Here is a 15,401-nt window from a genome sequence, read left to right as displayed (position 1 = left end):
TCCATGACGGCACCGCGACCAAGATCCGAGACCGCCGCTGCAAGGTACTGGCCGCCGCCTACACCGCCAACCCCGAACGGTTCCACACCAGGCCCGTCCCGCCCGAACTGCCCGACAAGGCCTGGATCAACGAACCACCCAAGGACAAGAACCAGGAGAACAACCAGGCCCAACCCGCAGCCTGAACTGTCTCAACGAGTTTGACAGGCTCCGTTGCGCTGGGCCAGGGTGAGCGAGCTCCAGTCGCCGGCAGAGTGCGTGGCCAGGAACGAGTCGGCGGACGCGATGGTAGTCGCCACCGCAGAGCCGTTCGCGCCGCTCTTGATGTTGAGCTTCGCGGCGAGCAACTGTGCGTAAAGCCTGTTGATGCCGTTGCTGGCGTCACCGTTGAAGTTGGGCGGGAAGTAGTTCTGCGCATCGTTGAAGGTGGTGACCGTGATTGAGTCGCGCCCCCGCCCGGGGTACCGAGGACCCACCGGCAGCAGCGCCGATGTTGCATCCGGGTGGTTCGACCAGTCGCGGTCATCTCGCTGTCCTCCCCTACAGAGACGCCCATGGTGGGCGCTCGCGACCACGAGGCCCCACACGCCGTCGCTCTGTCCGGCATCGACTGTCTGGCGCCGCTGTCGAAGGACGATGCCTTCAATCAACTCGTGTCCATGCCGACGATCGCCCGGCTCTCGCGTCCGTAGCGACCGCCCCACTCTTGTCCAGCCGTCCGGGGGACAGGCCCGCACTAAGGACTCCTAACAACTTGGTGGGCTTGGCCTGCTCAGGGGTCGGTGTCATGCACCAGGCCGCTGGATGGCGGGAGCCGGCCGACTGCGTAATCGCACGCGAAACCCGGGCGACGTCTGTGATCATCTCCGGGATAGTGGTCGCCCATGGATGAGGTCGAGGTCGTCGTCGCCCGTTCCGAGCGTGCGACTCTGCGCGTCGGCGACGTGTTCCTGAAGGTGGACGTCGATCAGGCGCATATCGACGTCTAGGTCGAGGCGATGGCCTTGGCGCCGGTCCCGACTCCGGAGGTCCTCAAGAGATCCATGCGGGCAAGGAGCGAGCTGTGCCGGGTGCGGATCGGCGGGAGCCGGGACCGGCCCCGCGTGTCGCGCGGTCAATCGCAAAATCGGCGGCACACCGAGACAGCCCGGTTCGGGAACCCGCACCGCGACCACACGCCCATGGATGCGCCGGTTCGTCTTCGCTCTGCGTCTGGATTTCGAGACATAGCCGCTGCATGATCACGGCCGACTGCATACTGATCCGGTGCTGAGCATTTTCCACTGGCAGGGGGATCCTTCGACAAGGCCGGCGGCAGCTCTGGTGCCGTCGGGTATCGGAGCGCGGCGCCACGGCAGGCTCGGGGCCGAGTGCCGGTCGGCGACTCGATGACGAGCCTGCGGATGCGGATGGCAGCGGCGTTCACCGCCGTGGCGCTGCTGGCGTCGGTGCTGGCATCCGGCGTCGGGTACGTGCTGGTGCGCGACGCGATGCTGGAACGCACCCGGGACGCCGTGGCGACCCAGGTCCGGCAGACCGTCGAACGGCTGGTGCCCGTCCAGATGCCGGCGAACGCGGACAGGACCCTGCAGGCGACCCTGCAGGCGGCGTTGAGCACTGCCGACCGGCGCCAGCGGGCCTGCGTGGTGACGTCACCGCCGGGCCGGCCGGTGCCTTCGCCTGCCCCTGGCTGCCTGCACGTGCCGGTGCCCGCCGTGTTCGCGGCGCGGGCTGTGCGGGCCATGGTCGTTCAGCGAGTACGGCATCTGGGACGGCCGTACCTGCTGGTCGGGACGTCCGTGACCGTGTATCGCGCCTCGGCGGTCGGCGCGCAGCGCACTTCCCCACCGATTGTCCTGGTCAGCGTCAGCCTGGATCGGGAAGCCGCTGACCTACGGTCGTTCATCCGGGCGATGGTCATGGCGGATGCCGCTGCGCTGCTGTTCGGGCTAGGACTGGCACTGGCGGCCGCGCATGGGCTGCTGCGGCCGGTCCGGCGCCTTGGCGCGGGGGCACGGGCGCTCGCCGAGGGTGAGCTGACGACGCGAGTGCAGGTCCGGGGCCGGGACGAGCTGGCCGACCTGGCCCACACGTTCAATCGGGCGGCGGGCGCCCTGGAGATCACGGTGACCGAGCTGCGCGCGTTGGAGGAGGCGGCGCGGCGGTTCGTGGCGGACGTCTCCCATGAGCTGCGCACTCCGCTCACCGCGATGACCGCCCTCACCGACGTGCTGGAGGCCGAACCGGATCCGACGGCGGCGCGGCTGGTGGTGGCCGAGACGCGGCGGCTCGGCGCGCTGGTGGAGCACCTGATCGAGATCAGCCGGTTCGACGCTGGTGCGGCCGCGCTCGTCCTGGACGATGTGGTCGTGGCCGAGGCTGTTGCGGCCGTCCTCGACGCGCGCGGCTGGACCGGACAAGTCGCGGTCGCGGCCCCCGGTGACCTGGTGGTCCGGGTGGACCCGCGCCGATTCGGCGTCATCGTGGCCAATCTGGTCGGCAACGCGTTCCGGCACGGGCGGCCGCCGGTGCGATTGGAGGTCCGCCGTGCCGAGCGCGACGGCGTGCCGGGGTTCGAGCTCTCGGTCGCGGACTCGGGACCGGGCATCCCCGACGACCTGCTGCCACTGATCTTCGACCGGTTCTTCAAGGCCGAGGCGGCCCGCTCGCGGAGCGCGGGCAGCGGGTTGGGCCTGGCGATCGCGCGAGAGAACGCATCGCTCCACGGCGGGACGCTGGAAGCATCCGCCGGTCCCCAGGCGGGCGCGGTGTTCACCCTCTGGCTGCCCGTGGCGGGGACACGATGAGCGGCAGGCACCTCGTGACGGTGCTCAGCGCCGTGCTCGCCGCGGCTGTGGTCCTGGTGAGCGGCTGCGGCGTCCGGCCGACCGGCATCACCAGGGTTGGAGCTCTGCCCACCGGACAGGGCCCGGTCGTCAACAACACCATCTACTTCGTCAAGGACGGCCGGCTGGTGCCAGTGGTCCGGCCCGGATTGCCCGAGGCTCCGCTGATGCCGCTGTGGCAACTCGGGTACGGCGTCACCGACAACGAACGCCAAGCGGGCCTGGACAGCACGTTGCCCGGTATCGGGATCGTCGCCGGGCTGCCCGACCCGTCACCGGACGGCATCCCTCCACCTGGGGCGCCACCAGCGGCCATCCGCAAAACAGACGACTCGGGGACCGTCACCGTCGCGTTGCAGACGACGATCCGGCCCGAGAAATGGCCGCGCCTGTGGCAGGCGCAGCTCGCCTGCACCGCACAGGCGATCCCCGGCGTCAAGAAGGTCGAGCTGAACATCTTCGACGGCCGTCCCGGCCACACCGTCCGATGCGCCGACTATCGCGACCTGCTCAGCACCGCGACCAACTGATCCACGTGCTGGAGCACCTGGGCTTCCTCGCAGTGCCCGACCGAAGCCGACAAATAGAAGCCGGCGCTGCTAAGCAACAACCCCAGAGTTCGCTGAGGCCCCGCCTGCGCCTGTAGCCCCTGGACCAGGGGGGCTGTCCAGTTAATGGTGTCACTCCTTGATCAGGAGTTACACCGAAAAACGTACAGTCCCCGCTGGCGCGCTGCCGACCCCATCCAGGGGCCTCCGTTCGTTCGGCTGTCGGGCGCGGTCACCCGGTACAACGCCATGGACGTGCAGCGGTGGCTGCTGAGCCGTCGGATCGACCCCCAGGAGCAGAGCCGGTGAGTCAACGCGAACAGATCCCGGTCGGCGTCTCGCTGTCTGCCGATATCGAGTACCGGGCTAGGCGGCCCCGTCCGTACCGCGCGCGGGTGCGCTGGGTCGACCCCTCGACACGGCGTCGACGCTCGGTGTCTGAGTCGGTGGAGACAGAGCAACAGGCGCAAGCCTGGATCGAGGAGATCCAGAAAGGCGCGCGGGCGGGAATCGACCCGGCCACCTTCACGATGACCCTCGCCGAGTACGGCCAGAGCGTGATGACGCTGGCAACGCGGAGCCTGGAGAGCAAGACGCTTGATCCGTACTTGGCAGGCTGGTGTCGCCGAGTGGTCCCGTCGCTGGGGCATCTGCCCGTGCGCATGATCACCAATGGTGCTGTCGACCGGACAGTTCACGCCTGGATCTCCGACGAATGCGGGCGGTCAACCGTCAAGAACAGCCTGGCCATCCTCGTGCGGGTCATGGAACAGGCCGTACGGGACGGCATCATCACCCATAACCCCGCGCGCGTGACCGGCTGGCAGCAGCAGTACAAGCGGGCCGAAGACGAGCTTGATGACCCTCGCGCGCTTGCGCTTCCCACTTGGGCCGCGCTGGTCGAGCTGGCCGCCGCCCTCGTCGAGCGGTCCTCCGATCACTACGAAGAATGGGGAGAGGTCGTCATCTTCGCTGCCTGCACGGCCGCTCGCATCGGGGAAGTCTCCGGGGTGCGCGTCAGCGACATCGATCGGGACACCTGGACTTGGACGGTTCGCCGGCAGACCACCCCCGGCCCCGGCGGCCTGGTCGACAAGGGAACCAAGGGCAAGCGGGCCCGGCCGGTGCCGCTGATCGAGGAAATCCGGCCCATGGTCGCCCGGCGCCTGGACGCTCTCAGTGGCAAGCCTGCCGCTCGGTTGTTCACCGGCCCTCGGGGCGGCCGCATCACCACGGCGGTCTTGCGGGACGCAACACACTGGGACGAGGTGGTGACCCGGCTCGGATACGAGTATCTCCGGCGTCACGACCTGCGCCATACCGGCCTGACGTGGCTGGCTGATGCGGGTGTCCCGGTGCATGTGCTCCGGAAGATCGCCGGGCACGGATCGCTCAGTACGACACAGCCCACCTGCATCCCGATGCCGCTTCGATCAACGCGGCCGGAGAGGCTCTCAGCCTGCATCTGGCTAACCGTAGGTCCCCGGATGGTCCCCGACTCCGGGTCGTCTAGCTCGTCCTGGCGGAGCTGATCGGAAGCACAAAAGCCCTGCTGACCTCGGTGAACTCCGTGGTCGACAGGGCTTGTTGTCCTGTCGGGACGGCGGGATTTGAACCCACGACCCCTTGACCCCCAGTGCCCTGAAAGCGTTCATCCCGCCTCCTTTGCGATCAGCCGAATCCATGAGAACATGCAGGTCAGAGGCCTAGAGTGCATGACATGCAGTCATCCTGAATCCCGTCCCGTGGGGCAGAGTCCACTAACGAGCCACTAACAAACGATCATTCGGGGGAGTGACGTTGGGGTACGCGTTCAAGCGCATCGACCGCCACGGCAAGCCGCGCTACACCGCCTGCTACGAAGACCTCAAAGGCAAGATCACATCGGCGGGGACGTTCTCCTCCAAGAAGGAGGCCGACAGGGCCTGGCAGCGCGCCGAGGCCGAGGTCGGCAAGGGCCGGGACCTCAACCTCAAGCGGGGCCGGCAGACCTTCCAGAAGTACGTCGAGGAGACCTGGCTGCCCAACCACGAGGTCGAGCCGACCACCATGCAGAGCTACCACTACTCGATCTACAAGCACGTCATGCCCGAGTTCGGCGCGATGCGGATGATGGACATCCTCCCCGAGCACGTCCGCGCCTGGATCAGGCAGATGAAGAAGAACGGCGTCTCCGCCGCCACCATCCGCTACAACAAGGTCGTCCTCAGCGCCATCTTCACCACCGCCCTCAACGACCAGGTCACCTACATCCACCCCTGCAAAGGAGTCCGCACCCCCACCGTCCCCGAGAAACCGCTGGAAATCATCAGCCCCGAGCAGTTCGACGACCTCTACCACGCCCTCCCGGACGCCGACTCCAAACTCCTCGTCGAAACGGCCATCGAAACCGGCCTGCGCTGGGGCGAACTCACCGAACTCCGCGGCCGCGACCTCAAAACCCGCTCCCGCCTCCTGACGGTCAGCCGCGTCGTCGTGGAGCTCAACCCGAAGTTCCACCCCGAGGGCAAACGCTTCCTGGTCAAGGACTACCCCAAAGACAAAGAGTGGCGCCGCTTCAAGCTCAGCGACCAGATCGTCGCCAAACTCGAAGACCACATCATCGAAGAGAAACTCGGCACCGACGGACTCCTGTTCGTCTACCAGCCGGAAACCGCGGCCGAGGAGCGACCCGCCCCGCTCGACCCCGAAGCACTCGGCTGGACCGAAGAGAACGCCAAGGGGCGCCGATACCGGCACGGCACGCTGAGCGCCTACAACGCCGCCAAATGCCGCTGCGACCACTGCAGACGAGCCTTCGCCGAATACCGGGCCCGCCGCCGAGCCGACGGCAAGGACAACCCCCGCGAACCCCGCCGACGCGAAACCGACGGCCACGTCCCCGCCAACCGGTTCCGCAACCGGATCTGGAAGCCCGCCCTCAAGAAGGCCGACCTGGACGCCAAGGTCCGCATCCACGACCTCCGCCATGCCCATGCGTCCTGGCTCCTGGCCGGCGGCGTCGACCTCCAGGTCGTCAAGGAACGCCTCGGCCACGGATCCATCTCCACCACCGAGCGCTACCTCCACACCCTCGACGACGCCGACGACACCGCCCTCGCCGCCTTCGACAAGATCCGCAGCCGCCGCCGCACCGATTGACGAACTGGGCGTTCCACTCGAAGCTGGTCAGGCAAGGAGGCATCATCGGAAGCGATCATCCGATATGTCTGTGTCCTCCTGCGGCGAGGCTGGGTTGCGCAACCTCCGGATTAAAAGTCCGAAATCGTCGTGTCGGAACGGGTCTCACAGTGTCATTGTATGCCGAATCGTCCGTGTTCCGCCCGATTTCCTTGCCGTCCAATGTCGCTGCATGCCGATTCGTTTCAGAACCGTCGAGCCGACAACGAGCCGCCATGGCTGTTGGTGATCACGTAGCTTACCCGGCGGCAGCCTCGCCTGACCCGTACAGACGGAGTTTCGGTAATTGCAGGGTTCGCGCCCCGCAGGTTCCCTGCAGCGCAGGCCCGAGTCATGGAGGTCGGCTCCGGCGTTTCGCAGCAAACTTCGGGCTGAGGCCGAGGCAACGGCAGAGGCCGTGTGGGCCACAAGCAGTCCACGTTAGCGCCGCCTACGAGCTCCAAATCACCAGCCGAAGTATAGGTGCGAGGCTGCTTAGCCTAGCGAGGACTGCAGGTCACCGGCCGATCGTCTTGCCATCCGGGAACGCATCAGCCCTGATGCGGCGCCGTCGCCAGGCTCTCGCACTGGGGTGGGGATCGACGAACGAGGAACTCCATGAGACAGGTGGAGGGGGTGCATTAGGCGGAAGACCCGGGTGGAAGACCCGGGTGGGAGTCCGGGTCTTCCCGCCATCGCCGTTGTCATGCTGTTGCCGGATCCCAAGACCGGGTGAGGCATATGAACGGCCTGCATCCAAGATGCCGGATCGGACGGAGCCGTGACATCGTGCAGACTGCGCAACTGCTTCTGCTCGGTCGCCGAGCATTGTTACAGCCAGATACAGACTAATACAACTTGAAACGTCTTCTTACAACGGCCAGGTGGATGTACGTGTGTTGGTACGTAAAATTCTGGATCGAACCTTCCGCCATCACCGTGCTTAGGCAACGATCTGTACTGGACGCCAGCCTCGCTTGGCCCTGTTGTGGGAGACCGGGTTGACGAACGCTGCGAACGCGGACGTCCGGGCATGGATCCCAAGACCGAGCGGAAGGCAAGATGAAGCTGACACTGCAACTGGATAACCCACCGACCTGGCCGGTCCCCGTAGCGCACGTGATCAATGCTGGCGGTGGCCTGGCATATCTGCTTCAAGGCGCCACTGGGGTCCTCGCGACGATCGTGACCTTGGCGATCGGCGCGTCTCTGGGGCAACTTGCTGCGGCCTCGACCCAGCAGCGTCGGTCGTGAGCGTGGCCTATGTCGATGAACACCCCACCGACAGGCGCGTCGTTCGAGGAACTCGTCGGCCATGTCGTTCGCGACCGCATCGATAGACGTGCGAACAGTCTCCCTCCGCGGATACTCTCAGCCCTTCGCCAGCTCGTAGACCCGCATGCGCCGCTGCCAAAATGGCAAGAAGCTTGTGCGACACTGCAGCAGGCCGGAACGCCGGCACCGCTCCTGCTGATCATGGAAGCGGCGCACAACGAAGCTGCTGTCAGACGGCGGCCGAGCAGGCCACAGCCCCATTCGGTGCCACCGCCTCGTCCTCCATCGGGTGAGCAACGATTCGAATCCGCCCGCGACCCCCAACAACCAGCTGTGGAGGACGTTGACGGTCATGACTGCAAACCTGATCCTCTCAAGGGGGAGAGTCGGCCACGGTCTTTCGAGGAACTGGACGACTGGGCGGTGAAGTACTGGAAATGGGCGGGATGTCTGAGCACGCGCAAACTGGCTGACCGTTCCAATGGAGTCTTTTCGCACGCCACCATCCATAGAAGGCTCTTCAAGGCCCACCGAGAGCGCGGCCTGGCGGGAGATTCGAATACACCGACAACTCAGCCGTTTGCCGCGAATCAGTTCTACCTCAGGGCTTTTATTGCGGCGTGCGGTGGCAGTAGCGAAGATCAGCGTCGATGGGTGACCGCGTGGCGCCGCATCAACGAGACGAACGTTGACCGGTGAGTCACCTTAGCAGAAGCGAATGGCTGCGTTCCCCTGCCTGGTCCGCCAGGAAAGCGCACCAGACGCAAAATGCGATCGGGAGGTGCCGCCATCGCGGACGGTAAACACGCGGCACTGCCATTCGGGCGCCTGCCGCTGATAGGCCACGGAAAAACACTCGATATGTTCGAAGAACTCTTGGAAGCCACGAGTCAAGGTGGCTTCGCGTTCTTGACGATTGCCGGCGATCCGGGAGTCGGTAAGACCCGCCTTCTAAAGGCTCTGGCTAACAGGGGGTCTCAAAATCGATTGGTTCTGACAGGTCGAGCAGAAGCGTTCGAGCAGGGATCCGGTAGTTTGGGTCCAGTGGTCGACATGGTTGACGGCTGGGTGGCAACATTGCTTCCTAAGTTGCCCCGGCGAACGCGAGAGACACTCGCGATGGCGCTTCCTAGTCTGGCTTCCAGTATTGTTCCTGAATCCCTGCCAGCAGAGGCGGTTAAAGGCCTGGCCAGGCGTGCCTTGCCAGTCCAGGAGCACGTTCTGTACCGAGAGTTCAAGAACTTGCTGGAGGAGATGGCCGCCCCCTCCGGGCTGGTGCTCATACTGGATGATCTGCATTGGGCCGATGAAATGACGGTCGATTTCCTGACCCACTTGGCGAGTCATCCGCCGAGGGGTGGAGTGCTGCTTGCAGTTGCGTACAGGCCACGACAGGCGTCTCCGCAGGTTGAAGCCATGGTATCGGTCGCAAATACCTCAGGGATGCATATTCGGCTTCCCCCGCTGACGCGCGAGCAGGCCATGGCCTTCCTGATGTACTTGGAAGATGATGGGGTCATTTCTCGGCACTCCCGGCTGTTCGAGGCCAGTGGGGGGAACCCGTTGTATCTGGAAGCCTTGGGGCGCATGGCTCAAGGCCGTGAAGATGTGGCAGAATTCATAGAATCAATCGTTCATTCTCCTTGGAAGGCGGAATTGCCTCTAGAGTTGGCAGCTTTGCTGACTCTTGAATTCAGTGCACTTCCCCATACGATGCTCGATGTAATGTGGTCTGCCGCTAAGGTCGGTCAGGAGTTTCGAGTGTCGCAGGTTGCGGCGCTTGCCGGGACGACCCGTGATGCAACACGGCGAACTCTAGAGGACTTGGCCAGATTTGACCTCATCCGGCCCACCGCCCGTGGTCAGTTTCAATTCCGGCATTCTCTAGTACGTTGTGCCGCTTATGTCGCCAGTCGCGTGGATTGGAGAGAGGTGACAGGCCGCCACGCTGATGCCTACGTCCCTCGGGTAGCCGGCCAGAAGTCACCTTCTTCAGATCACGGCAAGTCAGCGGCCCCCGCAGATTCGGCTGTGATGCCAGTAGACGTGTCACCTAGGGACAAAGCCGATGTAATAAACCGCTGGGCGGCCGAAGGCATGTCGAGTGCCCCGCTGGTTGGGAGACGGGACGCGCTGCGAGAGATCGAGCGCGTCCTGGACGCGGCCGCGGGCGGCTACCGGTTCCTGGCGGTGGTCGGGGAGCCCGGTGCCGGTAAGACGCGGCTGCTGAACGAGCTGGCCGACCGGGCGGTCGCGCGCAAGCTGCCGTTCGTGGCCGGGCATGCGGCCGAGTTCGAGCAGGAGATGCCGTTCGGCGCGGTGGTCGACGCGCTCGACGACCGGCTCGATGAGCACACCCTGGGCCTGCCGGCGGGGGCGCGGCGGCTGCTCGGCCAGGTGTTCCCCGCGCTGGCCGACCTGACCGGCGAGCCGCCGTTCGCCTCGCCGGAGTCGCAGGTCGCGCGGTACCAGCTGCACCGGACCGTCCGGCATCTGCTGGAGGAGCTGGCCGAGCCGTCCGGGTTGGTGCTGATCTTGGACGACCTGCACTGGGCCGACGACGCGACGATCGAGCTGCTGGACCATCTCGTCCGGCATCCGCCGCGCGCCCGGGTGCTGGTCGCGGTCGCCTACCGGCCGGCGCAGGCGTCGCCGCGGCTGATGGCGCTGGTGGACGCGGCCGGCCCGCAGGGCGTGCGGGTCACGGTCGACCCGCTGTCCGAGGGCGAGGTGCGCGAGTTCCTCGGGCCCGACATCAGCCGGTCGCGGTGCGAGGCGCTGTTCAAGGCCAGCGGCGGCAACCCGTTCTACCTGGAGGCGCTGGCCAAGATGGCGGGCGGCACGGCGCCGGTGGCCGGAAACGGCCTGGACCGGCACTGGGAGAAGGGCGTCGCGAACCTGACCGAGGTGCCGCCGGCGGTGCGGGCGGCTTTGCAGGTGGAGCTGAGCGCGCTGCCGCCGGACGCGCTGCGGATGGCGCGGGGCGCCGCGGTGGCGGCGGACGTGTTCGAGCCCGAGCTGGCGGCGGTGGCCGCGGAGATGGAGCCGGGTGAGGCGCTCGCCGCGCTGGACGTGCTGACCGCCCATGACGTGGTGCGGGCCGCGTCGGGCGGCCGGTTCCGGTTCCGGCACCCCCTGGTGCGGCACGTCGCCTACGCCTCGACGGCGGCGGGCTGGCGGATCGCGGCGCACTCGCGGGTGGCGGCGCGGCTGGCCGACTTGGGCGCCCCGGCGGCGGTGCGCGCCCACCACGTGGTGCGGTCGGCGCGGTTCGGCGACGCCGAGGCGATCCGGACGCTGGTGGAGGCCGCCCGCGTCGTCGCGCCGCAGGCGCCCGGCACCGCCGCGTACTGGCTGCGGGCCGCGCTCGACCTGATGCCCGACACCCCCGGCGGCGCCTACCCCGACCGCGTCGAGCTGCTGGTCGAACTGACCTTCATGCAGGCCGTCAGCGGCCACGCCGAGGAGGGCCGCGAGACCGCCCGCACCCTGCTCGGGCTGCTACCGCCCGACGACACCACCTACCGTGCGCGGACGTTGCGGTTGTACGCGATCATGGAGCGGCAACTCGGCCGCATCCACGAGGCCCGCGCCCTGGTGCTGGACGAGCTGCGCCGCATCACCGACCGGCAGACCCCCGAGGCGATGCTCCTACGACTTCGACTCATCTCCGACAGGTTCCAGCGGTTCGACACCCGCGGAGCCGATGCGATTCTACAATCCATTCCCGACAGCGATCCTGGCTGGGGGCCGGGACTGACCGTGGCCGTCGCGGCGATGCGCCCGATCGTGGCCTATGCGTGTGGCGAAGTCGAGGAGGCGATCGCCTACGCGCAGACCGCCGACCGGCTGTTCTCGGCGGCGTCCGACACCGACTTCGCCGACTGCCTGGACTGCTTCGCCTGGCTGGTGTTCGCCGAGTGCTTCCTCGGCATGTACGACGAGGCGCTGCGGCACGCCGAGCGGCTGGTGGCGATCGCCCGCCGGACGGGGCAGACGTTCGTGCTCGGCTACTTCCTGGCCGGGCAGTCCCGCGTGCTGGCGCAGGTGGGGCGGCTGGAGGAGGCCGCCGCGGTCGCCGACGAGGCCGCCGCGGTCGGCCGTGACCTGGGCTCGCAGGAGGTGCTGGCCTACGGGCTGATCCAGCAGTGCCTGACCGCGTCCTGGATGGGCGACCACGAGCGGGCGGTGCGGGCCGGGGACGAGGCCGTCGCCAACGACACCGGCTCGGGCGAGTGGTGGACGCACATGGCGCACGTCGCCCGCGCCATCGCGGTGGTCAACGAGGGCCGGCTGGAGGAGGGCGCCACTGCGCTGATCGCCGCGTGCGGCGACGACACCGGCGGCCTGGACTTCGGCACGCTCGGCATCTGCGCCGAGGCGCTCGCGGGTGCCCGCGCTGGCCAGGACGACGCGGCCAGCGCCGCGAACTGGGCCGACATCGCCGAGGCGATCGCCAACCCGGCGCTGGCCGGAGACGTCGGCCTGGCCCGGCTGACCCGCGCGCACGTGCTGCGCGCCGCCGACCCGGCCGCGTCGGCCGCGCTGGCGGCGGAGGCGGCCGCCCTGCTCGCCAAGGCGGGCCGGCGGCCCGAGGCCGGGCGCGCCGAACTGGCCGCCGGGCTCGCGCACGCCGCCGCCGGCGACCGCACCGCGGCCCGCGAGCGGCTGCGCGCCGCAGCGGAGGTCTTCGGGTCCTGCGGGATGAAGGGGCTGCACGCCCAGGTCGCCCGCGAGCAGCGCCGCCTCGGCGTCCGGGTGCCCTCCGCCGGGACGGCCGCGGGCGGCGCCAAGGGCAGGCCGGACCTGCCGTTCGGGCTGTCGCCGCGCGAGCACGAGATTGCGCTGCTGGTCGCCGAGGGCCTCGGCAATCAGCAGATCGCCGAGCGGCTCTACCTCAGCGTCCGGACGGTCGAGACGCACCTGTCGCGCGTCTTCGCCAAGATCGGCGTGTCCTCGCGGGTCGGCGTCGCGACCGCTATGAACCGCACAGGATAGGTGTGGGCGTACCGGCTCGCGACTTAGCCCTCGGTTATCAAGTCGATCATCTCGATGATTCAGTGGGTCAGTCACCGAAACGTCGGTTCCGCGCAGCGTTCGAGACGGTATGGACTTGCCGCTCGCGCGCAGAATGGGCATGTGGGGAGAACGAGGTCCAGTCATCGCCATGGCCACTGAACGGGCCCTATGGGAGTGATCGCAGAGTGGCTCCGTCCCAGTAGAGATGATCGGCATTGGCCCAAGCTGCGGGGTAGTGGTGCCACGGGTGTGCTCCGCCGATAGTGAACGCAGGATCCGGGACGGGCTCGCCTGTGCTGCCGTCGATCCAATCGGTGGCTAGGGAGTGGGTTCCCAGGCCGGGTCGCCGACGAGGACTGCGGCCACCGCATGAGGCTGAAATCCCCATGCCCCGTTTGGCGAGGGGATCCGCCATTCGCGCTCCCAGCTGAAGTCCATGATGGCTTGGCCGTCGTTGCGGATGGGGTTGCCCCAGATCTTGATCTCTGGTGGCCATTGGTCGTGGACCGCCTCGGGCGGGTAGGCGATGCCACCGCCTCCAGCGGCGATGACGTCCGCGCGGCGCAGCAGTACACCCCAAGGTGCCATCCCCCGGTCGCGGAGCATGTGAACCAGGTGGTCGCCGGGGCTTTCCGACAGACACACGGCCGGTCCGTGGGCGCGAAAGGGGGTGAAACCAAGCAGCGTCTGGTTCGTGAGGATGGCATCGAGGCGCTGTTGAGGAGTCATCTCCTTGATCTCGGGGGGGACGTCAGGGGTGAACTTTGAGTTCGGTCGGCGGCCGCAGAAGTGGATCAGAAGGTCGCTCTGGCCGGGGCCGGTAGGCATCAGCAGCGGCGCGAGGATGGCATCCGTCATGGCGCCCATGATCTCCTGTCACCTCCGGAACCTGCGCTGAACTTCGTTCCAAGAGTGATCGGCCCGCTGCAGCAGTTCGTCGTACACGGCCACCTAGGAGGTGGGCTGTCGCGTGGCAGAGTCGAGGCGGCCCTGTAGTGCGTCCTCGGCCGAGGCCCTGGCGAGGTCCGCGGCTGATGAGGGCGTGACTGAGGTGCCCTGGTTTCTGTGACGAGATTCAAGGCTGTCGTGCAGGAATGGACGTAGCGGGTGGCGTTGGTGACATCTGGCTTGGTCGAGGTGGTGTTGTCTCGCCCGGGGTGTTGCGGTGGAGCGCACGATGGTCGGATGGGACGTGTTCGTGGTGCCGGTGGCGTGTATCGCCGGTGTGGGTGTGAAGATCGGGTTTCGGGCCGGGCGGTGGGTGGCAGATGCCCTCGGCTGGCGATGCAGCGGAGCCATGGGAGCTGGTATCTGCGGCTGGAGCTGGGCAGCGGTCCGGGCGGGATCCGTCGGCGGGTCCGGCGGGGCGGGTTTCCCACCCGGAAGGCGGCTGAGGAGGAGTTGCGTCGGTTGCGTGGGCCGACGGGCAGTGCGTTGACGGTGGCGGAGTGGCTGGGCGGTGGTTGGCGAACCATCCGGGTGCGGCGTCGACGGTTGCCGGTTATGCCGATCACGTGGAGCGTTATCTGGAGCCGTTGCTGGGTGATCTGCTGGTGGCGGAGGTGTCGGTCGGGCATGTGGAGCGGATGCTGGCCACGATCGCGCACGACCACGAACAGCGGGGGCGGCCGGTTACGGCGGCGACGCTGCACCGGATTCGGGCGACGTTGCGTGCGGCGTTGAATGCCGCGCTGCGGGCGGGGTTGATCGAGGAGAACCCGGCGTCGCTGGTGGTCCTTGCCCCGGCGCGGCGGCCGCGTGCGGTGGTGTGGACTGCGGGCCGGGTCGAGCAGTGGCGGCGGACGGGGGAGCGCCCGAGCGTGGCGGTGTGGACGGTCGCGCAGACCGCGCAGTTCCTCAACGGCATCCGCAGCCATCGGCTGTACGCCGTCTACCACCTGATCGCGCTGCGCGGGCTGCGGCGCGGCGAGGCGGCCGGATTGCGATGGTGTGAGGTCGACCTTGACGGAGGAACCGCGGTGATCTGCCGGCAGGTGCAGCGCAGGAACGGTCGACTGACCGTGTGCGCGCCCAAGACGCCGCACAGCAACCGGGTGATCGCGCTGGACCGCACCACTATGGCAGCGTTGCGGGTGCACCGGAGTCGGCAGCGGGCCGAGCAGGAGGCGTTCGGTGAGGGGTACCGCGACAGCGGTTATGTGTTCACCAATCTCAACGGTGAGCCGGTGTCGCCGGGGTGGTTGACGCATCAGTTCCAGCGGTTGATCGCCGAGCAAGACATCCCGCCGATCCGGTCGCACGATCCCGCCACATTCCGCTCCGTGCCAGTCCGGTTCGGAACCGCCGAGCAGACAACGAGCGGACATGTTCCGCCAGCGACCATGTACAGGTGTCCGTGGGATCATCGGGTCGCGCCTACTGGTGGTCGTACCGTCCCCGCCGCGGTCGGCACGTCCCTCCTGGTCATCGCGAGGAAGTCCTCCGCCGGGCTGGCCGGATACCTCGCGGACGTCGCCATCGACTGGCCGCTGACCTCACGGTGATGGGCGCCGCCGTACTCGTCACCCCCACCGGCTGAGCGGCCTCCGCCTCC

9 protein-coding genes and 4 pseudogenes are annotated in these 15,401 nt (G+C 67.5%); 11 read left to right on the top strand and 2 right to left on the bottom strand.

Going from position 1 to position 15,401, the window contains the following annotated elements; translation table 11 throughout:
• Positions 1 to 185: pseudogene (locus E1284_RS41345) on the top strand (hypothetical protein); the annotation flags it as partial.
• A 6-nt stretch (positions 186 to 191) separates the two neighbouring features.
• Here E1284_RS41345 and E1284_RS09975 read toward each other — a convergent pair.
• Entirely contained in the window at positions 192 to 650 is a 459-nt protein-coding gene (locus tag E1284_RS09975; RefSeq protein WP_131938735.1) for a hypothetical protein, read from the bottom strand.
• A gap of 753 nt (positions 651 to 1,403) precedes the next feature.
• On the opposite strand from E1284_RS09975, the gene E1284_RS09965 reads away from it, so the two are divergent.
• The 8 genes and pseudogenes from E1284_RS09965 (at position 1,404) to E1284_RS09930 (ending at position 12,826) form a co-directional block, all read left to right on the top strand.
• On the top strand, positions 1,404 to 2,807 hold the full coding sequence (locus E1284_RS09965) for a sensor histidine kinase (RefSeq protein ID WP_207923669.1): 1,404 nt from the start codon (positions 1,404 to 1,406) through the stop codon (positions 2,805 to 2,807).
• Complete coding sequence (locus tag E1284_RS09960) at positions 2,804 to 3,376, top strand: hypothetical protein (protein ID WP_131938733.1); 573 nt, start codon at positions 2,804 to 2,806, stop codon at positions 3,374 to 3,376. The genes E1284_RS09965 and E1284_RS09960 overlap by 4 nt, the downstream gene beginning before the upstream one ends.
• Before the next feature lie 323 nt (positions 3,377 to 3,699).
• On the top strand, positions 3,700 to 4,926 hold the full coding sequence (locus E1284_RS09950; protein WP_207923668.1) for a site-specific integrase: 1,227 nt from the start codon (positions 3,700 to 3,702) through the stop codon (positions 4,924 to 4,926).
• 262 nt (positions 4,927 to 5,188) lie between these two features.
• Positions 5,189 to 6,535: a tyrosine-type recombinase/integrase gene (locus E1284_RS09945; RefSeq protein WP_243714376.1), complete on the top strand. Its 1,347-nt coding sequence runs from the start codon at positions 5,189 to 5,191 to the stop codon at positions 6,533 to 6,535.
• Positions 6,536 to 7,615: 1,080 nt separating this feature from the next.
• Positions 7,616 to 7,807: a hypothetical protein gene (locus E1284_RS09940; RefSeq protein WP_131938731.1), complete on the top strand. Its 192-nt coding sequence runs from the start codon at positions 7,616 to 7,618 to the stop codon at positions 7,805 to 7,807.
• Positions 7,808 to 8,161: 354 nt separating this feature from the next.
• A complete protein-coding gene (locus E1284_RS09935; protein WP_131938730.1) occupies positions 8,162 to 8,527 on the top strand; it encodes a hypothetical protein in 366 nt (121 codons plus the stop codon).
• 69 nt (positions 8,528 to 8,596) lie between these two features.
• Positions 8,597 to 9,184 (top strand): annotated as a pseudogene (locus tag E1284_RS43990) (AAA family ATPase); the annotation flags it as partial.
• Positions 9,185 to 9,925: 741 nt separating this feature from the next.
• Positions 9,926 to 12,826: a helix-turn-helix transcriptional regulator gene (locus E1284_RS09930; RefSeq protein ID WP_243714375.1), complete on the top strand. Its 2,901-nt coding sequence runs from the start codon at positions 9,926 to 9,928 to the stop codon at positions 12,824 to 12,826.
• Positions 12,827 to 13,165: 339 nt separating this feature from the next.
• Here E1284_RS09930 and E1284_RS09925 read toward each other — a convergent pair whose 3' ends face one another.
• Positions 13,166 to 13,705, bottom strand: a complete 540-nt coding sequence (locus tag E1284_RS09925) for a hypothetical protein (protein ID WP_131938728.1) — start codon at positions 13,703 to 13,705, stop codon at positions 13,166 to 13,168.
• Positions 13,706 to 14,295: 590 nt separating this feature from the next.
• On the opposite strand from E1284_RS09925, the pseudogene E1284_RS09920 reads away from it, so the two are divergent.
• Together E1284_RS09920 and E1284_RS42450 are read left to right on the top strand one after the other, a co-directional pair.
• Positions 14,296 to 15,099 (top strand): annotated as a pseudogene (locus tag E1284_RS09920) (tyrosine-type recombinase/integrase); the annotation flags it as partial.
• A 129-nt stretch (positions 15,100 to 15,228) separates the two neighbouring features.
• Positions 15,229 to 15,339, top strand: a pseudogene (locus E1284_RS42450) (sulfite exporter TauE/SafE family protein); the annotation flags it as partial.
• Between the last annotated feature and the right edge of the window lie 62 nt (positions 15,340 to 15,401).

The sequence above is a fragment of the Actinomadura bangladeshensis genome, assembly GCF_004348335.1.
GTDB lineage: Bacteria > Actinomycetota > Actinomycetes > Streptosporangiales > Streptosporangiaceae > Spirillospora > Spirillospora bangladeshensis.
The sequence above is the reverse complement of the archived record's forward strand: the minus strand, read 5'-3'. Positions and strand labels throughout refer to the sequence as shown.